The 19,579-nt window shown below is 62.5% G+C and carries 19 protein-coding genes; 5 read left to right on the forward strand and 14 right to left on the reverse strand.

The annotated features are described in order from the left end of the window. The first annotated feature begins 52 nt into the window (after positions 1 to 52). A complete protein-coding gene (galE, locus tag ACF8R4_RS19060) occupies positions 53 to 1,021 on the forward strand; it encodes a UDP-glucose 4-epimerase GalE (RefSeq protein ID WP_156866961.1) in 969 nt (322 codons plus the stop codon). Between the two features lie 44 nt (positions 1,022 to 1,065). Here the strand turns inward: galE and ACF8R4_RS19065 are convergent, their stop codons facing one another. From ACF8R4_RS19065 to ACF8R4_RS19105, 9 genes are all read right to left on the reverse strand, one after another. Further along, a complete protein-coding gene (locus tag ACF8R4_RS19065; RefSeq protein WP_392493199.1) occupies positions 1,066 to 1,872 on the reverse strand; it encodes a CpsD/CapB family tyrosine-protein kinase in 807 nt (268 codons plus the stop codon). 11 nt (positions 1,873 to 1,883) lie between these two features. After that, the gene (locus ACF8R4_RS19070) at positions 1,884 to 3,446 is read right to left on the reverse strand and encodes a Wzz/FepE/Etk N-terminal domain-containing protein (protein ID WP_060499340.1); all 1,563 of its coding nucleotides are present in this window, start codon (positions 3,444 to 3,446) and stop codon (positions 1,884 to 1,886) included. A gap of 19 nt (positions 3,447 to 3,465) precedes the next feature. Then, a complete protein-coding gene (locus ACF8R4_RS19075; RefSeq protein WP_060499339.1) occupies positions 3,466 to 4,581 on the reverse strand; it encodes a hypothetical protein in 1,116 nt (371 codons plus the stop codon). A 24-nt stretch (positions 4,582 to 4,605) separates the two neighbouring features. Next, complete coding sequence (locus ACF8R4_RS19080) at positions 4,606 to 5,163, reverse strand: polysaccharide biosynthesis/export family protein (RefSeq protein WP_060499338.1); 558 nt, start codon at positions 5,161 to 5,163, stop codon at positions 4,606 to 4,608. Positions 5,164 to 5,427: 264 nt separating this feature from the next. Then, positions 5,428 to 5,604: an EPS-associated small membrane protein EppA gene (eppA, locus tag ACF8R4_RS19085; RefSeq protein WP_016487266.1), complete on the reverse strand. Its 177-nt coding sequence runs from the start codon at positions 5,602 to 5,604 to the stop codon at positions 5,428 to 5,430. A 250-nt stretch (positions 5,605 to 5,854) separates the two neighbouring features. Beyond that, positions 5,855 to 6,397 carry a helix-turn-helix domain-containing protein gene (locus tag ACF8R4_RS19090; RefSeq protein WP_060499336.1) on the reverse strand — a complete coding sequence of 181 codons (543 nt, stop codon included), beginning with the start codon at positions 6,395 to 6,397 and terminating at the stop codon, positions 5,855 to 5,857. Between the two features lie 76 nt (positions 6,398 to 6,473). After that, positions 6,474 to 7,892: a short-chain fatty acid transporter gene (locus ACF8R4_RS19095; RefSeq protein WP_016715302.1), complete on the reverse strand. Its 1,419-nt coding sequence runs from the start codon at positions 7,890 to 7,892 to the stop codon at positions 6,474 to 6,476. Between the two features lie 153 nt (positions 7,893 to 8,045). Then, a complete protein-coding gene (locus ACF8R4_RS19100; protein ID WP_012272371.1) occupies positions 8,046 to 8,702 on the reverse strand; it encodes a CoA transferase subunit B in 657 nt (218 codons plus the stop codon). A 35-nt stretch (positions 8,703 to 8,737) separates the two neighbouring features. Then, the gene (locus tag ACF8R4_RS19105; protein ID WP_060499335.1) at positions 8,738 to 9,436 is read right to left on the reverse strand and encodes a CoA transferase subunit A; all 699 of its coding nucleotides are present in this window, start codon (positions 9,434 to 9,436) and stop codon (positions 8,738 to 8,740) included. Positions 9,437 to 9,575: 139 nt separating this feature from the next. Between ACF8R4_RS19105 and ACF8R4_RS19110 the strand changes: the two genes are divergently transcribed. Together ACF8R4_RS19110 and ACF8R4_RS19115 are read left to right on the forward strand one after the other, a co-directional pair. Further along, positions 9,576 to 10,481 carry a LysR family transcriptional regulator gene (locus tag ACF8R4_RS19110; protein ID WP_060499334.1) on the forward strand — a complete coding sequence of 302 codons (906 nt, stop codon included), beginning with the start codon at positions 9,576 to 9,578 and terminating at the stop codon, positions 10,479 to 10,481. Continuing rightward, positions 10,469 to 11,290, forward strand: coding sequence for an aldo/keto reductase (locus ACF8R4_RS19115; RefSeq protein ID WP_104834751.1), 822 nt, complete (start codon positions 10,469 to 10,471; stop codon positions 11,288 to 11,290). The genes ACF8R4_RS19110 and ACF8R4_RS19115 overlap by 13 nt, the downstream gene beginning before the upstream one ends. A gap of 46 nt (positions 11,291 to 11,336) precedes the next feature. Here ACF8R4_RS19115 and ACF8R4_RS19120 read toward each other — a convergent pair whose 3' ends face one another. Genes ACF8R4_RS19120 through lexA form a run of 4 tightly spaced genes read right to left on the reverse strand, consistent with a single transcriptional unit; the run spans position 11,337 to position 17,076 of the window. Beyond that, on the reverse strand, positions 11,337 to 14,417 hold the full coding sequence (locus tag ACF8R4_RS19120) for an error-prone DNA polymerase (protein WP_392493204.1): 3,081 nt from the start codon (positions 14,415 to 14,417) through the stop codon (positions 11,337 to 11,339). Beyond that, complete coding sequence (locus ACF8R4_RS19125; protein WP_104834754.1) at positions 14,414 to 15,832, reverse strand: DNA polymerase Y family protein; 1,419 nt, start codon at positions 15,830 to 15,832, stop codon at positions 14,414 to 14,416. Before ACF8R4_RS19125 ends, ACF8R4_RS19120 begins: the two co-directional genes overlap by 4 nt. Positions 15,833 to 15,838: 6 nt before the next feature. Next, positions 15,839 to 16,459: a translesion DNA synthesis-associated protein ImuA gene (gene imuA / locus ACF8R4_RS19130; protein ID WP_392493205.1), complete on the reverse strand. Its 621-nt coding sequence runs from the start codon at positions 16,457 to 16,459 to the stop codon at positions 15,839 to 15,841. Beyond that, positions 16,459 to 17,076, reverse strand: coding sequence for a transcriptional repressor LexA (lexA, locus tag ACF8R4_RS19135; RefSeq protein WP_060499329.1), 618 nt, complete (start codon positions 17,074 to 17,076; stop codon positions 16,459 to 16,461). The genes imuA and lexA overlap by 1 nt, the downstream gene beginning before the upstream one ends. A gap of 91 nt (positions 17,077 to 17,167) precedes the next feature. Here lexA and ACF8R4_RS19140 point away from each other — a divergent pair, with 91 nt between their 5' ends. Beyond that, on the forward strand, positions 17,168 to 17,824 hold the full coding sequence (locus ACF8R4_RS19140) for an HAD family phosphatase (RefSeq protein ID WP_104834756.1): 657 nt from the start codon (positions 17,168 to 17,170) through the stop codon (positions 17,822 to 17,824). A gap of 16 nt (positions 17,825 to 17,840) precedes the next feature. Continuing rightward, entirely contained in the window at positions 17,841 to 18,752 is a 912-nt protein-coding gene (locus tag ACF8R4_RS19145; RefSeq protein ID WP_016715311.1) for a LysR substrate-binding domain-containing protein, read from the forward strand. Positions 18,753 to 18,802: 50 nt separating this feature from the next. Here the strand turns inward: ACF8R4_RS19145 and ACF8R4_RS19150 are convergent, their stop codons facing one another. Next, a complete protein-coding gene (locus ACF8R4_RS19150) occupies positions 18,803 to 19,576 on the reverse strand; it encodes an IclR family transcriptional regulator (protein ID WP_392493208.1) in 774 nt (257 codons plus the stop codon). Positions 19,577 to 19,579: the final 3 nt, after the last annotated feature.

Below are 19,579 nucleotides of genomic sequence, written 5' to 3' on the forward strand. Positions count from 1 at the left end.
GTTCAGGGACGGTTCACTGCGTCTGTAAATCAGCGGGTCACAGGAGGTGCGGATGAAGTTCCTGGTTGTCGGTGGCGCCGGCTACATTGGCTCGCACATGGTCAAGCACTTGATCGCTGCAGGCCACGAGGTGGTGGTGGCTGACCTGGTTGCACCTGCACCTGGCGTCCAATGGGCCAAGCTGGATATCGCCGACGAGGCCGCACTGGATGTGTTGTTTGGCGTGTGCCGCTTTGATGCTGTCTTTCACTTTGCCTCGTTCATCCAGGTAGGTGAGTCGGTCAGCGCGCCTGGCAAGTACTACCAGAATAATGTCGCGGCCACCCTTAGCCTGCTGCAGGCCATGGTGAATGCCGGCATCAAGCATCTGGTGTTTTCTTCCAGCGCGGCCGTTTACGGTAACCCGCTCTATATTCCAATCGATGAAGCGCATACCAAGGGACCAATCAACCCGTATGGGCTGAGCAAATGGATGGTCGAGCAGATTCTCGAGGACTTCGACCGGGCCTATGGCTTGAAATCGGTTTGCCTGCGCTATTTCAATGCGGCAGGCGCTGACCCGGAGGGCCAGCTGGGAGAGCGCCACGAACCGGAAACCCACCTGATCCCGCTGATCCTTCAGGCTGCCTCGGGCCGACGTGAGGCGGTGACAGTGTTTGGCCGGGATTACGACACGCCGGATGGCACCTGTATACGCGACTACATCCATGTGGCCGACCTGGCGACGGCGCATGCACTGGCGGTGGACTATCTATTGGCGGGTGGCGATCGTACGGCGTTCAACCTCGGCAATGGCCATGGTTTTTCAGTGCAGGAAGTGATCGATACTGCCCGTGCGGTGACTGGGCGTGAAATCCACGTAATAGACGCCCCGCGTCGCGCCGGCGACCCGCCCCGGCTGGTGGCGGATGCCAGCAAGGCAATGAACGTATTGGGTTGGCGGCCGGAGTTTGTATCGCTGGAGCAGATTGTGCGGCATGCGTGGCAGTGGGAGTTGCAGCACCCCTGGACCCTGCATTAGGGCTGACATCCTTGGGGGCGCTTTGCGCCCCGAGGTCTTGAGCCTCAATAGTAGGTGCGCGGTTGCTCGTCAGCCTTGTTCAATACAGTCCCGATCAGGTTCACCTGCCCCAGGTGATGCAGGCAATCCTCGATTTCCTTCTTGTTGTTCATCCCGTTGGCCACCACCAGCAATACACAGTCGAACTTGGGTATCACGGTGATCGCATCATCAGAGCTAAGCAACGGTGGCAAGTCGAAAATACAGATGCGCGACTCGTAGCGGTTGCGCAAATCGCTGATCAGGTTGTTCACCTTGGGCGACGACAGCATCTCGGTCGACAACGGCACAGGTACCCGTGTAGGCAACACGACAAAGCGCGGCAGGGTCGGGTTGACCAGGCACTCCTGCAGTTCGGCCTTGTCCGTCAAAAACTCGTTCAGCGCGTGTTCCATGGGCAGCCCCAGGCTGCTGCCGACCTTGGGCCGGCGCAAGTCGAAGTCCACCAGCAGCGCCGTCTTGGTGGTGTGGTGGGCGATGCTCATGGCCAGGTTGATCGCCAGCACCGTCTTGCCCGCCTCAGGTGTGGGTGAGGTGATGGCCAGGGTGCGCCAGCCGTTTTCATCCATAAGCCTGAGTACCTGCGTGCGCAGCAGGTCGATCGGCCCATTCATGCTGGAGTTCTTGTTGTAGGCCACGATGCGGTGACGCTCAAGGTGCTCCGGGCGAAGCGGCACAACCTTGGTGTTCACGTAGTCGAACTGGCCAGGCACTTCCGCCAGTGCCGTCCCCGGGGCTGGTGACAAGGCCTGGGGAGTTCCCGGCGTCACCGGGTGAACGTTATTGCCAATAGCCGGCTTGATCCTGTCCATCACTGCTTTCCCTATGCAAACCGAGACATGACTTTGAACAACAGCACATCCAGTGGCATGTAGAACACGTGCACCAGCACTACCATGATAGCCGCCAGTACCAGCGCCGCCAGGATCAACCCGTTCCGCCAGCGTTTACGCCTGGCCACATCCGCTTTGGTATCGATGTACGGCACCGCCACCAACACGCGTTTGCCCAGCAGGTTTTCCAGGGCACCGACGCCGCGCACACGCTGGTTGAGCATTTCCAGCAGCATCACCAGCGCACCACCACCTGCCGGCGCCAGCACCAGCCCTAAGGCCGCGATTTTCTTGCGGTTGGGCTTGATCGGCTTCTCTGGCATCAACGGTGGTTCCAGCAGCACGAAGCGCTCGGCTTTGTTTTCCTGTTCCAGGCTTTCGGTAATCTTCGCGCCCATTTCCTTGGCGCGGATTTCTTCGTACTTCTTGCGGGCGTTGTCGTGGTCGCGCATCAAGGTCACCAGGCCACGTTCGACCTGCGGTGCTTCGAGGATCTCGGCCTCGTAGCCTTCCATCTTTTTGGTCAGTTCGCGCTTCTGATCGGCCAGCGAACTGATACGTTCCTGGGCTGCACTCATCTTGGCGCGCACGCGGGCAACGTCGAGGCTCACCGTGGAAGCCGCTGCCGTGCGACCACCCGTGGCTTCGAGTGCCTGAATCTTGCGTTTGATCGCCACCACATCCGGGTGAGCGTCTTTGTAGCGGGTCAGCAAGCGGGCGTATTCAGCCTTCAGGCTGGGCAGGTCCTCGGGCTGGTCGGCGCTCGCTGATTTACTGCCTTCGGTTGCCTTGGTGGCCAGGCCAGCATTGGCGGCAGACAATTCCAGCTCAAGGTAGCGCAGCTCTTCCTGGGCAGCCTTGTAGTCACGGTCGACTTCACGGAATTCCAGCTCCGAGCGTGACAGCATGTTCATGCGCAGGGTCTGGTGCTCGGGCAAGGCGTTGGCATGGGCTTGCTTGAAGTCGGCCAGCTGGTTTTCCAAGCTGGCCAACTCGGCGCCCAGCTTGTTGGCCTCCTGGGTGAGAAATTCGGTGGTTTCGTTGGCCCGCTCGGTGCGCTGCTTGAGGTTCTCGTTGAGGAACAGCGTCACCAGTTCGTCAGCCACTTCCTTGGCCACTTGCGCCTGCTTGTGTTCGAAGGACACATTGAACGCCACGGTGGCTTCACCCCGCCCGCGCACAAACGTGGTAAGGGTTTCGACCACGATAGCACTGCGCATCTGGTCGATCTTGTCGCTTTCGCTCAGGCGCTTGTCGGCGAACAGGTCGTACTTGCCGATGATGCGCAGCAGGTTCTCACGGGTCATCACCCGCTGGCGGATCACCTCGATGCGCTCATCGGCGAAGCTGGTGTTGTTGGTAGACACCAGCTCGGGTGAAATCTGCTGCGACTCCACCAGGATAGTGCCGGTCGACTGGTAGATCGGCGGCACCATCAACGCGACAGCCACGGTCGCGGCAAGAATGACTGCGGCACTCACCCCTAACACCAGGGCCCTGTCCTTGATAATGGCGATGTAATCCCTGAGGGAGAGTTCGTAGTCAGACTTCATGGGGCCACCTGCCTGAAGTTCAGATGTCGGGGTACCTGTACGTCAACGTCAAACCAACGATCGTCGCGGTTGCATCCGCTACATGGTCCTGCTGCCGTTCCTTGTACATCAGCGACAGGCGCAGGTCCCAGTACGGCGAAAACTGGCGGCTGGCCCATACGCTGTAAGTCTGCAACGTGTTGGGGCTCTGCCCCTTGCTGTCTTGCCAGGCCGCGTCCGCGCCCACCCGGTTCAGCTCGCTGACCGCGTAACTCCACACACCGCGTACCTGGTCCAGCTCGGCGAAGCCACCTTCGGCGCTGGCCACCGTGCTGCGTTCGGCAGTAAAACTGGCATCTGCGCGCACACCGGTGTACAGCAGCGATACGCCGCCCTCCCCGCGCCGGCCGCCTTCGTCACCGGATACTTCGTTGACGCCTACGTGCGCGTCGGCACTCAGGCGTTCCGAAAGCTGGTACTTGATCCCCACTGCTGGGGTGTAGCTATTGGAGGCTGTCGCGGTAAGGTCTTGCTCGGGCTCATACCGCCGCGCGCCGAAACGGGTGTAAAGGTCGGCCCGCTCGTTCCAGGCGTAGGTCCAAGTAAAGACGTTCGCCAATTCGTCGTAACCCGTCAGCGTACTTATGTCATAACGGGCACGGCTGTATGTGGTTTCGTTACTCAGGGTGCTGCGTTCGGTAACCGCCTGGCTCCAGTTGCCGGTCAGCGTATACAGCTTTTGTGTACCGTCGGTGGTGATCACACCAGTGTCCAGCACGGTTCCCGACAAGGTCGAGCTTTCGTTATAGCGTGCCACCAGGCCAAAACGCCCACGCTCGGTCGTGCGCTGCCAGCCCAGGCTCAGGTCAGGGTCTTCCCGGTCCTTGACTATGTCCGTGTCGGATGAGCGCAACACATGCATGCCCAACCCCAACCTCAGTTCGTCACGGTCGAAGGTACCGATCAGGGTGTAGTCCGGCGCAATGATCGTGCGCGTTATGCCCTTTTCCCCCGACGTCAGCAACAAAGGGTTGCTGTCGTATTCGACGGATGTCGGTACCACCACCGTGGACTGCCAATTTGCCGCCAGGACCGCGTCCGTGAACGGCAACACCAGAATTGCCGTTGCAATGCGTGTTGTTTTAAGAAGAGGCATTAAAAGTTCTTATTAAAGGCAAGATCAAGGAACGACCAGCGTGTCGCCAGCCTGAAGTTGGATGTTGGTGGACATGTCCCGCCCAGACACCAGGTCCTTATATCGCACGGGCAGGATCTTTTGGGAAGCGCCAGTGCCACGGACCACCTTGATTTCGCTTTCGTCCGCAAACTTGTCCAGGCCGCCCGACATGCTCAGGGCCTGAAGCACCGCCGTAGGGCCTGCCATTTGCACCGGGCCCGGCTTGATCACTTTGCCTTGGACATAGACCAGGTTGCCGGCGATGCTCTTGACGACAACGCTGACGTTCGGGTCGGGGAGGAACTTTTCGAGTTTGGCAGCGACTTGCTTTTCAACTGCAGTGACATCCAGCCCGGCAACATCGATGCGCCCGGCCAGGGGGAAGGTAATACTGCCATCGGGAAGTACGGTGGCTTCTTGACGCAGGCTGTCTTCCTGCCACACCGAAACCATGACGACATCACCGGGGCTAAGCAGGTATGCCGCACTACTCGGGGCTGCGCTGCTGACGCCAGACCACACCGTCAGCATGCAGAATGCGGCAATCAATGAACGCTTCATGAGGGTCCCTCCGGCCAAATGGCCCGACAAAGAGCACTGAATGAGAACAGCACACCAACTCTCGCTCCGCTTCGCGACCGACATCCGCCGCGATGGCCCCTACCTTCCTGGAGGCCTTTACCTTGACGCTGTATACGCAGGCTGCAACGTGCTGCAACCGTGGGCCTCATGGGCTAATGGGAATATAGCAACGGTTGGGGAATTCACAAGCCAGGCCCAAGGCTTGGGGCAACGCGTTGTACTTTATAAACGCGCCGATCAGGTTCAGATCTTTCTTCTGTTAGCCACCAGCACAAAGCCGACAACAGCAAACGCTAACAACCAGCCTGCGGTTGAAACAGGAATGATACTGTTTTGATTTACATACGAATCTGCTGCGCGAGCGGCACCACTCAGCAACACCAGCAAAAACATCGATTTGATAATCAGAGTCGTGCGCATACGCCCCTCCAAAAAACAGGAAAATCAATTAGTTATTGGCGTGGTGTGGCGGGAGTTGTTTCGCTGTTGAGTTGAGCTTATGGGCACAATGACACTACGTCAATGATCCGACACCATAATAAAATTCAATGGGAGATGGGCGATATCGTCAAAATATCGACACGCAGAATGTGCAGCGCCACGTTGTCGGAATGGCGGCTGTGGGTCACGGTCCAGAAGGCAGGGGGCCATGCCGCACGCCCGCTGCTGTTCATTCGTCCGCGTGGTGAACCACGACCAGCAACTGTGCCGGCTGCGCACTCACCGAGCGCAGCCGGTGGGGTGTCTGGGCGTTGAAATGCAGGGCATCGCCCTGTTCCAGCAGCACCCGCTCGTTCATGAAATCCACCTCGACCTGGCCGGCATGCACGAACAGGAACTCCTCGCCCTGATGCTCCTTGAACGTGGGGTCACTGAATTCGGAAGGCGGCTGGATCAGAAACGGCAACAGGCTGCGCTGCCCCACCTGGCTCGTGAGGGCCGCATACCCCGGCCCTTGCCCATCGCCGACCAAAGCCTGGCGTTCGCCATGGCGCACCAGGCTGTAGCGGCTCGCCCCTGTCTGTTCTTCGGCGAACAGCTCTTCAACATTGACGTTCAGCGCCCGCGCCAGCTTCAACGCGGCTGCGATCGAGGGTGTGTTGAGGCCACGCTCGACCTTGGACAGGTAGCTTTTGGTCATGCCGGTCTTTTCGGCCAGCATTTCCAGAGTCATCCCCAGTTTCTTACGCAGCAGTTTCAATCGGATAGACATGTGACGCGGGTTTCCCAGGCTGAGGCAGCCATGATACGCGTCTGAAAGCTGACGCCAAGCCTGAGCGCCCCTTTAACTACGGCATTACCGGCGGCACGTACTGCAGCGTCGTACCCAGTGCCCACAGCAACACCAGCACCAACGGCACATGCACCAGCAACTGGACGAAGGAAAAACCGATCAGGTCGCGCGCCTTGAGCCCTAGCACGCCCAGCAGCGGCAGCATGTAGAACGGGTTGATCAGGTTGGGCAGAGCTTCGGCAGCGTTGTAGATCTGCACCGCCCAGCCCAGATGGTACTGCAGGTCGTTGGCCACCAGCATCACGTAAGGCGCTTCGATGATCCACTTGCCACCGCCCGAAGGGATGAAGAAGCCCAGCACCGCCGAATACACGCCCATCAGCACGGCATAGGTGTCATGGGTGGCTATCTGGGTGAAGAACAGCGAGATGTGATGCGCAAGGGTCTGCTCATCCACACCCTTGACCTGGGTAAGGATGGCGGCAATCGAGCCATACAGCGGGAACTGGATCAGCACCCCGGTGGTGGTCGGCACAGCTCTCGCGACGGCGTCAAGAAAGCTGCGTGGGCGCCAGTGCAACAAGGCACCCAGCATGATGAACAACAGGTTGTAGGTGTTCAGCCCGGAAATCGCCGTGATCGCAGGTTTGGTGGCGAACTCCTGGTACAGCCAGCCAGCGGCCAGGGCCACCAGCAGCAGAATCAGGATCGGGCTGTGCTCCAGCCACTCCCCCGGGCGGGTACGTTGCGGTGCCGGTGGCGCGGTGAAACTGGGGTCAACACCGCAGTCTTCGGCGCTGCGCGCACTGTTTGGGCCGGGGGCCGTGGCGTAGGCAATCACCAGCGACACCACTACCAGCGCCGCCAGCATTACACCGGATTGCCAGAGGAAAATGGTTTCGGTGAACGGGATGACCCCGGTAATCGACAGGATCGAAGGGGGCAGGCTGGCCGGGTTGGCTTGCAGTTGAGCAGCCGATGACGACAGGCCCAGTGCCCATACCGCGCCCAGGCCCAGGTAGGCAGCAGCACCTGCGGCACGGTAGTCCATTTTCAGCTCGGTGCGCCGTGCCAGGGCGCGTACCAGGAGGCCACCGAATACCAACGACAGGCCCCAGTTGAGCAAGGACGCCAACATCGAGATCAGTGCGACCCAGCACACTGCCGAGCGACCATTCCCTGGGATGCGCGCCAGACGGTCGATCAGCCGTGCGGCAGGCGGCGAGCTGGCCACCACATAACCGCCGATCACCACGAAGGCCATCTGCATGGTGAACGGGATCAGGCTCCAGAAGCCATCGCCAAAGGCTTTGGCGGTGTCGGTCGGCTTGGCCCCCATGGCCAGCGCGCCGATGCACACCAGCAGCACCGCCAGCGCGGCGAACACCCAGGAATCGGGGAACCAGCGTTCCGCCCAGTTGGAACAACGCAAGGCAAAGCGGGCGGAGCGGCTGTCTTGGATTTCAGCGGCCACAGTTGAATTCCTTTTATTGGTTTTATGATGTGAAACCGTGTTGCCAGGCAACACAAAAACCTGTGGGAGCGGGTTTACCCACGAATGCGGCGGTGAATGTACCGACGCATTCGCGGGTAAACCCGCTCCCACAGGGTAGGATCGCGTGATGCCTTAGAAGGTCATTTCCTTCACATCATCCGGCACGATCAGCTTGCCGGCGGTTTTCTCGATGATTTCCTCGACGCTCACCCCTGGTGCGGTCTCGCGCAGGATGAAGGCGCCGTCTTCGATTTCCAGGTAGGCCAGGTCGGTCAGCACTTTGCGGATGCAGCCAGCCCCGGTGAGTGGCAGGCTGCACTGCGGCAGCAGCTTGGACTCGCCGTCCTTGGAGGCGTGGGTCATGGTGACGATGATGTTATCGGCGCCAGCCACCAGGTCCATGGCACCGCCCATGCCCTTGACCAGTTTGCCCGGGATCATCCACGAGGCGATGTTGCCCTGCACGTCCACTTCGAAGGCGCCCAGTACGGTCAGGTCGACGTGGCCGCCGCGGATCATGGCGAACGACTGCGCCGAATCGAAAATCGAGGCACCGCGGCGGGCGGTGACGGTTTGTTTGCCGGCGTTGATCATGTCGGCATCAATCGTACTTTCGGTCGGGAATTCGCCCATGCCGAGCAGGCCGTTTTCCGATTGCAGCATCACATCCATGTCGGCGGGTACGTAGTTGGCCACCAGGGTCGGGATGCCGATACCCAGGTTCACGTAGTAGCCGTCCTTCAGTTCACGGGCGACGCGTTGCGCCATCTGTTCGCGGGTCAGTGCCATGGTCAGGATCTCTTTGTTGTTCTGGTGGATGGCTCTCAGGCCTTGACGGTGCGCTTTTCGATACGCTTTTCGAAGGTGCCGACGATAACGCGGTCCACATAGATGCCTGGGGTGTGGATCTCGCTGGGCAACAGCACGCCTGGCTCGACGATTTCTTCCACTTCGACCACGGTGATCTTGCCGGCGGTGGCCGCCAGCGGGTTGAAGTTTTGCGCCGTGTTGCGGTACACCACGTTGCCGTAGTGGTCAGCCTTCCAGCCCTTGACGATGGCGAAGTCGCCTGTAATGGACGCTTCTAGGATGTACTTGCGGCCCTTGAACTCGCGCACTTCCTTGCCGTCGGCAACCGGGGTGCCGTAGCCGGTGGCGGTGTAGAACGCCGGAATACCGGCACCTCCTGCGCGCATTTTCTCGGCGAGGGTGCCCTGCGGAGTCAGCTCCACCTCCAGCTCGCCGCTGAGCAGCTGGCGTTCGAACTCGGCGTTTTCGCCCACGTAGGAAGCGATCATCTTGCGGATCTGCCGGTCTTCCAGCAGCACACCCAGGCCAAAGCCGTCGACGCCGCAGTTGTTGGAGACCACGGTCAGGCCCTTGACGCCGCGCCGCTTGATTTCGCCAATGAGGTTTTCCGGGATGCCGCACAGGCCGAAACCACCGGCCAGTACCGTCATGTTGTCGGTCAGGCCTTCAAGGGCCTGTTCATAGGTTGCAACGCGCTTGTCCAGTCCGGCCATGCTGATCCGCCTTTTGTAGTTGTTGAACCGACGAAGCTGTCGGTGAGCGTGTGCAGACATCTTCACCGCAAGCGACTGATTTGTTAATTTTGTTTTCGTCATCGATTGATAACTTTTACAAAACAAAAATAGGCCCGTCATGAACGTCAAGCAACTGCGTGCTTTTGTCGCCGTGGCCAAGTACCAAAGCTTTGCCCAGGCCGGAGAGCACCTGCATGTCTCACAGCCCGCCCTCAGCCTGACCATCAAGGCGCTGGAAGAAAACCTCGGCGGTGCCCTGCTCAGCCGCACCACGCGCAGCGTCAGCCTGACCGCCGAAGGCGAAGTGCTGCTGCCACTGGCACGGCGGCTTCTGGCCGATTGGGACGACACCGAGGAGATGCTGCGCCAGCGCTTTACCTTGCAACTGGGCCGCGTGGCGGTGGCAGCCATGCCGGCGTTCGCCGGCAACCTGCTGCCCCACTCGCTCAAGGTGTTTCGTCAACGCTACCCCAAGGTCAACGTCACCGTGCATGACGTGATCAATGAACAGGTGCAGGAACTGGTGCGCCATCGCCGCGTCGAACTGGGCATCGGCTTCGAGCCGGACAACATCGACGGGCTGGACTTCCACCCGTTGTACATGGACCGTTTCGTCGCGGTGGTGCCTGCCGACTCGCCCCTGGCACTGCTGCCCGAGGTGAGCTGGGCACAGCTGATGGCCGAAGACTTCGTCGCCCTGCAACGCCCTTCGGCAGTGCGCCTGCTGATGGAGCAGAATGTGGCACCCCAGCACGGCAAACTGGCCGTGGCCTTCGAAAGCCACCAGTTGGCGACCATCGGCCGCATGGTCGCCAGCGGCCTGGGGGTCAGTGCCGTACCGGCGCTGTGCATCAACCAGATGCAAGAGCTGGGCGCCCGTTGCGTAACTTTGGTGGAGCCCACGGTCGAGCGGCGCATCGGCGTGATTGCCCTTAGCGAACACAAGCTTTCCACCGCAGCGCAGGCGCTGCTTGAGGTTCTGTATTCCAATACCCGGATCCCGGAGGTGACATGCGTTACGTGAAACTGGCAGGCTCGAGCGTTCCGGCCATTGGCCAAGGTACCTGGTACATGGGGGAAGACCCTGGCCGCAAGGCTGCCGAGGTCGCGGCCCTGCAACAGGGCATCGAGCTGGGCCTGACCCTGATCGACACCGCCGAGATGTATGCTGAAGGCGGGGCAGAATCCGTGGTTGGCCAGGCGATTGCCGGGCGGCGCGACCAGGTATTTCTGGTCAGCAAGGTGTACCCGCACAATGCGAGTGCTCGCGGCATGGCAGCTGCCTGTGAGCGCAGCCTCACACGCTTGGGGACTGACTGCATTGACCTGTACCTGCTGCACTGGCGTGGCCAGCACCCGCTGGAAGAAACGGTCGATGCCTTCGAGCGATTGCGCGAGCAAGGCAAGATCAAGCGCTGGGGCGTGTCCAATTTCGACGTAGACGACCTGCGCGAACTGCACAATCCTGACTGTGCCACCAACCAGGTGCTGTACAACCCGGCTCAGCGTGGCATCGAGTTCGACCTGCTGCCGTGGTGCGAAAAACGTGCGCTGCCGACCATGGCCTACTGCCCGCTGGCTCAGGCCGGGCGCTTGTTGCAGCACCCCGTGCTGGCAGAAATCGCCGAGCGCCATGGTGCTACACCGGCCCAGGTCAGCCTGGCCTGGGTGACCCGCAACGACGGGGTGATCGCCATCCCCAAAGCCGTGACACCTGAGCATGTGCGGCTGAATGCTGCTGCGGGGTTATTGACCTTGAACAGTGAAGACCTGCGAGCGATCGACCGGGCGTTCCCGGCACCGACGCGCAAGCAGCGGTTGGCGATGGTGTAAGCACCCAGCCTTGAACATCTTGGGGCTGCGTTGCAGCCCCAATCACTTAATGGAAGTCGCGGCTGCGCACATCCAGCCCCTGCAACAGTGGGCTAACATCCTCCAGCCGCCGCGCAATCAGGTGCCTCACCCCCTCCTCCTGCTCCAGCCGCCCACTGACCTTCAGTAGCTGCGACCCCACCAGCGCCCGCCGTTGCCGCTCGGCAAGCTCCCGCCACACGACCACGTTGACCATCCCGTGCTCATCCTCCAGTGTGACGAAGGTGACCCCACTGGCAGTTTGCGGCCGCTGGCGGCCCACTACCAGCCCGGCCACCGCAATGTTGTCGCCATGCGCGACACCTTGCAGCTCACTCGAACTGCGACACCCCAACGCCCTCAGGCGTGAACGTAACAAGGCCAGCGGATGCGGGCCGAGCGTAGTGCCCAAGGTCTGGTAATCGGCCATCAGGTCCTCACCCACGCTTGGCACAGGCAAATCAACTGCGGCTTCAGGCACTGCTTCCACCTCTGCGAACAAGGGCAACTGCGGCTGCACCGCCGCCACCTGCCAGCGTGCCTGATGGCGGTCGCTGGCCAAGGTACGCAATGCCCCGCCATCAGCCAGACGGGCACGGGCGCGTTGGTCGAGGCCAGCACGCAAGCAAAGGTCTTCGACGTCGCGCCACGGCCGTTGCGCCCTCGCCTGCTGCACGCGCCTGGCATCGGCTTCGGCCAGGCCACGCACCAGCCGCAAGCCCATGCGAATGGCCAACACACCTTGAGCATCAGGTTCGAGGGTACAGTCCCAGTCGCTGTGGCATACGTCGACGGGCCGCACCTCGATACCTTGGCGGCGCGCCTCCTGCAGCAACTGGTCCGGGCTGTAGAAGCCCATGGGCCAGCTGTTGACCAGCGCGCAGGTGAAGATTGCCGGCTCATGGCACTTCAGCCAGCTGCTGGCATAACACAGCAAGGCAAAACTGGCCGCGTGCGACTCCGGGAAACCATAGCTGCCAAAGCCCTTGATCTGCTCGAAGATACGCTCGGCGAACGCCAGTTCGTAACCATTTCGCAGCATGCCTTGCAACAGCCGCTCGCGGTGCGGCTCCAGGCCACCGTGGCGTTTCCAGGCCGCCATGCTGCGACGTAGCTGGTCGGCCTCGCCCGGCGTGTAGTCGGCTGCGACCATGGCCAGTTCCATCACCTGTTCCTGAAACAATGGCACGCCCAAGGTCCGTGCGAAGACTGCCTTGAGCTTCGGCGACGGGTAGGTCACCGGCTCCTGCTTCAGGCGCCGGCGCAAGTAGGGGTGCACCATGTCACCCTGAATCGGCCCCGGGCGGACAATGGCCACTTCGATGACCAGGTCATAGAACGTTCGGGGTCGCAGCCGAGGCAGCATGGCCATCTGCGCACGCGACTCGATCTGGAACACCCCCATGGTCTCGGCGCGGCTGATCATCGCGTAAGTGGCCGGGCATTCGCTGGGGATGGTCGCCAGGGTCAGCTGGCGGCCACGGTGGCGTTGCAGCAGGTCGAAGCAACGGCGCAAGGCACTGAGCATACCCAGCGCCAGCACGTCGACCTTGAGCAAACCGACCATGTCCAGGTCGTCCTTGTCCCACTGGATCACCGTGCGCTCCGCCATTGCTGCATTCTCCACCGGCACCAGCTGGTCGAGCGGCTGCTGGGAAATAACGAAACCACCCGGGTGCTGCGAAAGGTGCCGAGGGAAGCCGATAAGCTCACCCGCCAGCACCAGCACCCGGCGCAACGACGGGCTGCCGGCCTCGAAGCCGGCTTCTGCCAGTCGCTGGTCGTCGGGTATGCGGTCGCTCCAGCGGCCACAGCATTTGGCCAGGGCATCCACCTGATCCATTGGCAAACCCAACACCCGCGCCACATCCCGCACCGCACCCGCTGCATGGTAAGTGTTGACCACCGCAGTCAGCGCGGCACGGTGCCGGCCATAGCGGCGGAACACATACTGAATCACTTCTTCGCGCCGGTCGTGCTCGAAGTCCACGTCGATATCGGGTGGCTCGTTGCGCTCGCGCGACAGGAAACGCTCGAACAACAGGTGGTGCTCCATGGGGTCGAGCTCGGTAATGCCCAGCACGAAACACACCACCGAGTTGGCAGCAGAGCCACGCCCTTGGCACAAGATGCGCTGGCTGCGGGCGAAGGCGACGATGTCGTGCACGGTCAGGAAGTAGCTCTCGTAACCCAGTGCTTCAATCAGCGCCAGTTCCTTGGCCAGCACATCACGCACCTTGTCACTGGGCCCCTGCGGCCAGCGCAACCGCAGGCCCTGCTCGCACAGCGCGTGCAACCAGCTTGCCGGGGTGTGGCCCTGGGGCACCAGTTCGCGCGGGTATTGGTACTTCAACTCGCGGAGGTCGAATTTGCAGCGCTGGGCAATGGCCAGGGTTTCGGCCAACAGGTCGAACGGGTACAGCTCGGCCAGTTGCGCCAGGCTACGCAAGTGGCGCTCGCCATTGGCAAACAGAAAGCGCCCGGCTTCGGACACCTGGCAATGCTGGCGGATGGCAGCCATGCAGTCCTGCAAGGCACGGCGGCCGCGCACGTGCATGTGCACGTCACCACAGGCCACGGCGCGGATCCCCACATCGGCCGCCAGTGCCCGTAGGCGTTGCAGGCGCATGGCATCGTCGTGGCCCCGGTGCAGGTGCACCGCCAGCCACAGGCGCTCATCGAACACACTTCGCAGCCACTCGCCGGTGGCCGTATTGTCACTGTCATCGGCCACCCACAAGGCCAGCAGACCCTGACCGTGCAGCTGCAGGTCGTCACGAAAAAGCTGGTATTCGCCCTTTTCTGCCCGCCGACGGGCACGGGTGATCAGTGCGCACAGGTTCTGGTAGCCGGCCAGGTTTTCGACCAGCAGCACCAGCTTGGGGCCGTCGTGCAACTGCACCTCGCTGCCGACGATCAGCCGCAACCCATGCGCCTTGGCGGCCTGCCAGGCGCGCACGATACCGGCCAGGGTACATTCGTCCGTGATCGCCAACGCCTGATAACCCTGTTCAGCTGCGCGGCGGAACAGCTCCTCGGCACTCGAAGCACCGCGTTGGAAGCTGAAGTTGGACAAGCAATGCAGCTCGGCATATCCCGACATGCTCATGCAAACCAGCCCTGCAACCACAGCGGGCCGGCCTGGCCCAGGTCGCGGTAGGCCCAGCCACGCAGGCCCTCACGGGTTTCGATGCGGTAGTAGTCGCGGCGCACATCGCCGCCATCCCACCAGCCCGATTCGATGCGTTCGGCATGGCCCTGCAACCGATAGCCGGCATCATCCAGCGCCATCGGTGCAGGCAGTAGCCAACCTGGGCGGCTGCCCGGGGCAACCGGCATGTTGCCTTTTGCGCCCTGCTCTGCCAGTTGCCAGGCGCATTCAGGGCGGTGATCTGCCGCTGCACGCACCCCCTTGACGGCCTCATCCCCCAGGCGGGCGCGCAGCCGCTCGCGCAATTGCTCCCAGGGTTGGGCCTGTTGTGCGCGTGGGTCGAACAACGGCTGATGCTGCGGCACGAAGGGCGGCAGGTCTTCGGCGACCAACCGCAGGTTGCGCACCGCTGCCGGTATACGCAGCGGCTCCAGGCGCCCACGGGCCAGTTCGAACAGCATCGCAGCATCGCGCTCAGCCGCCAGCAGGCCCACTTTGAGCAAGGTATCCGGCCCTTCGGCATGCTCCAGATGCAGGCAAAAGCGCTGCACGCCACAGTCGCGCCCGGCGAGAAATGCAGCCAGGTCGTTGAGCATGCGCCGCAGCGGGAACAGCAGCGCTTGGTGTGATTCAACGTCGAAATTCAGCTCCAGCCGGGTTTCGAAACGGTCCGGTGGCTGGTAGAAGTCCAGCCCCAGGTTGCGCAGGCCGAGCAACTGATCGAGGTGCAGCTGAACCTGGGCCGCAAAGCGCCTGGCCAAGGTATCGCGCGGCAAGGCCAGTACCTGGCCCAGTTGACGCAAGCCCATGCGGGCAAAGGCTTCGGCAGCCTCTGCCGGCAAGCCGATTCGCGTGATGGGCATGGCCAGCAACGCTGCGCGAGTTGCATCGGCATCGCTCACCGCCAAACCGTCGTGGCCATTGGCGAGCATACGTGCCGCCACCGGGTTGCTGGCCAGGACGATGCGTTGGCGCAAGCCCAGGTCTGCCAGTTCCTGGCGCAGACGCGCCTCGAACAAGGGCCACGGGCCGAACAGTTGCAGGCTGGAGCCTACTTCCAACAACAGCGCCCGAGGGTAATGCACGCTGACCTGGGCACTGAAACGGTAGGCCCAGGCCGCCAGCAACTGCTGCACCTGCTCGATGCGCTTGGGGTCGCTTTCGACACAGGTGAAGCCATCCGCCAGGGCACGCGCTGCGGTCAGGGTTTGCCCGGCCCGCAAGCCAAGTGCAGCGGCCGCCGGGTTGACCGCCTGCACCACACGGCGCTGGGTAGGCCCACCAACAAGCACCAGAGGCGTATCAGGGTCGTCACGCTCACGCAGGACGGTGTCCAGCGCCAGCTGCGGCAGCAGGATGCAGGCCCAGAGCATGGTGCATCAGCCCCGGCCCGGGCAGGCGATGGGCAGCGCTGGCGGCATGCCGCCACGGCTCTTCAGCACACGCCATTGCGACGGGCGCGTGTCAACGGCAATGCGCAGTGCTGCAGGTGAAGGGTTGTGCGCCGCCTGCTGCGGCCTGCAGGCGAATGCCAGTGCCTGGCCGGTTTCAGCGGCCACCTGCAAGCGCCTCAGGGCGCGGTCATCGGCACGTTCCGGCCAGCATAGCACTGCCGCACAACTGCCCGAGCGCAGGCACTGTTCGGCGGCCCACAGGGCATCGGTGGGTTCGGCATCCACCTGTACCAGCCAGCGCAGGTCCACTCCCGCCGCCTGCCAGGCCGGTGCATACGGGATGAACGGCGGTGCCACCAGCACCACGCGGCTGGCGTCAGCGCTTAGCCGGGCCAGGGTTGGCCACAGCAACTGCAATTCGCCACAACCGGGGCTGGCCAGCAACAGCTCGCTCAGTGCGGCCGCTGGCCAGCCACCTTCCGGCAAGCGCTCGTCAAGGGCCGTATGGCCGGTGGGCTGCAACCCGAGTGGCCGCGCCTGGGCCTGCCGCCCGCGCCATACCCGGCGCTGGTCGAGCAGCCTGTCGAGGTCGACCACCGCGCCCATCAGTCACGCCTCAGCAAGCCGCAGAACACGCCTTCGATGAAAAACGCCTGTTCAGGCTTCACATCGATAGGCGCGTAGGCCGGGTTGCGCGGCAACAGCCGGTAATGGCTGCCTTTGCGTTGCAGGCGCTTGATGGTGACTTCACCGTCCAGGCGCGCAACCACGATCTGGCCATCGCGGGCGTCGGCCTGCTGAAGAATGCCGACCAGATCACCGTCGAAAATGCCATCGTCGATCATCGAGTCGCCACGCACCTTCAGCAGGTAATCCGGTGTACGGCGGAACAGACTGGGGTCGAGCAGCAATTGTTCGTGAATGCCCAGATCCGGGCCTATGGGGGCACCTGCCGCTACCTGGCCCAGCACCGGTACTTCGAGGATTTCTGGCCGGCGCAACGGTTCAGCCAGGCGGATGCCCCGCGCCTGGTTCGGAGTGACATCGATGTAGCCGGCCTGGCACAGGGCAGTGATGTGCTTGCGCGCGACGCTGCGCGAGGCAAAACCGAAGCGCGTGGCGATATCGGCCAGGCTTGGCGGCTGGCCATGGTTGGCAATGCGCTCACGAATGAATTCGAAAATGGCGCGGCGTTTGGGGGTTAGATTGTCCATGGAGCACATTTGTACTCTTTTCAGGGCACGCTGAACAGCCCCCTTTGTCGCCAGCTTTGGTTATGATCCCCTGGCTTGTGTTTTTTGACCTGGATATCTCATGCTGACCGCTCTGCTGTTCGACCTCGACGGAACCCTCACCGACACCGATACCCTGCACCTGCAAGCCTTTCGCCAGCTGCTGCGTGAGCACGATGGCCGCGAGCTTAGCCAGGCGCAGTTCGATGCCCAGGTCAGCGGCCGCGCCAACGGCGAGCTGTTCGCCGAGCTGTTCAGCGACGCCAGCGCCGAACAGTGCAAGGCGCTGGCCGACCGCAAGGAAGCGCTGTTCCGCGACATATCGCCTTCCCTTGAACCCATGCCGGGCCTGCTGCGCTTGCTGGCACATGCCCAGGCGCGCAGCATCGGCATGTGCGTGGTCACCAACGCACCCCGGCTGAATGCCGAACACATGTTGAATGCTATGGGCCTTGGCCAGCGCTTCGCGCATGTGCTGGTGGCCGAGGAACTGGCGCGGCCCAAGCCAGACCCGCTGCCCTACCTCACCGGGTTGCAGCGGCTGGGCGCCGAAGCCGCGCAAGCGCTGGCCTTCGAGGATTCATTACCAGGCGTGGCCGCGGCCAGTGGCGCAGGCATCTTCACCGTAGGCGTGGCCACGACGCAAACGCCGGAGCGGTTGCTGGCGGCGGGGGCCAGGCTGGTTGTGAATGACTTCGATGACCCGGCGTTGTGGGCATTGATCGAATCCATGCAATGACCGCCCAAGGCCGCCCATGCTGATCGACGAAGAACTCACCCTCAAAAAGCTGGAAACCTTCCTCGCCTTCATGCGCACCGGCAACCTCGGCCGCGCCGCGGCTGAGCTGTCCACCAGTGCGGTCAGTGTGCATCGCGCCATCCACTCACTGGAAAGCGCCCTGCGCTGCCCGTTGTTCAAGCACGAAGGCCGCCAGCTGATCCCGCTGGAAAGTGCTTACGTGCTGGAAAAGAAGGCCCGGCAGCTGATCCAGGACGCTGAGCAGATGGTGCGCCAGACCCGTGAGGCCGCCGGCTTCTATGCTGAGCGCTTCCGCCTGGGCGCGCTCTACTCGCTAACCGTGAAGACCGTGCCCAAGCTGGTCATGGGCCTGAAACTGCGCCGCAGCGAACTGAACATCGACCTCACCCTGGGCTCCAACATCGACTTGCTGCAGCGCCTGAAGAACCACGAACTGGAGGCCATTCTGGTCTCCCTTGATGAAAGCGTCAGCGACCCGGCCTGCGAGCAGTTGCCGCTGTTCTCCGACGATATCTTCCTCGCGGTCCCCACCGACTCGCCTTTCGCCGAGCAAGCCGAGGTGGACCTGGCAGACCTGGCCGACTCCACGTTCATTACCCTGACCCAGGGCTTCGCCACCCACCGCGATGGTGCACGGGTGTTCCAGCAGGCCGGCTTTGAACCGAAGGTGGCCATGCAGGTGAACGATATCTTCACATTGCTGAGCATGGTCAGCTCGGGGGTGGGCTTTGCCCTGCTGCCCGGGCGCATCGCCGCGGTATACGAGAACCGCGTCCGGTTGATTGCCTTGAAGCCGCAATATCGCTTGCAGCAGCATATCGGTGTGGTGTTTCTGAAAGCCCGGGAGCGGGAGCCGAACCTGCTGGCGTTGCTGGCGGAGTGCCGGATGTACAGCCTGGAGCGGTAAGCCAGTGTGCGCCATGCCGACCTTGCTGCCACGGTGCCAACGCCGAAACCTCAAACCGACAATGCCCGCTGCACCTCGCCCACGGTAGTCGCCAGGCTGTTCAGGTGCAGGTTCAACACCCGCTCGACCGGCGCCTGGTCCAGTGGCCAGTGTAAGGCAATGCTCCCGGCCAGGCGCCCTTCGGCACGCACCGGCAAGGCGATGGCGCGAATCAGGAACGGCAACCGCACCGGATACTCCCAGTGCCCTTCGGTCCGCTGGCCAAAGCCCTTGTGTGCGTCTTCCTCGATATTGCGCAGCACTGTGTCATCACCCAGCTGCTCGTGGATCGCCAGGCGCTGCACTTCGTCCTCCGCCAGCTCACCCAGACAGGCCCGTCCCATCGCCGAATGGAACAGGCTGGCATGGTGCCCAACAATCTGGCAGGTGTGCGGATAACGCTTGCGCAATACTTGGGGGATGGCACTTTCCATCACCTCCAGCCGTTCGCCGTCGAAGCACGACAGGTCCGCTACCAGCCCGGTGCGTTCGCTCAGCTCCAGCAGCATGGGCGCAGCGCTCTCCACCAGGCGCCGCTTGAAACGCAACTGGCGGTCGCCGAACAGGCGCCGCGCGCACAGCCGGTAGCGCCGGTCGCTCAGGCCACGGTACACCCAGCCTTGCTCCTGCAAGGTGGCAAGCATGCGCGATACCGTGGCCTTGGGCAGCGCCGTCAGGTAATGCAGTTCCTCCAGGCCCAGTGCCTGGTGTTCGCCCAACAGGTCGACAATGGCCAACGCCCGTTCCACGGAACGCACGCCGCCACTGTCTGCCGTGATGCCCATGGG

Origin of the sequence: Pseudomonas sp. FYR_2, from assembly GCF_043106425.1 — a bacterium.
Classification (GTDB): domain Bacteria; phylum Pseudomonadota; class Gammaproteobacteria; order Pseudomonadales; family Pseudomonadaceae; genus Aquipseudomonas; species Aquipseudomonas monteilii.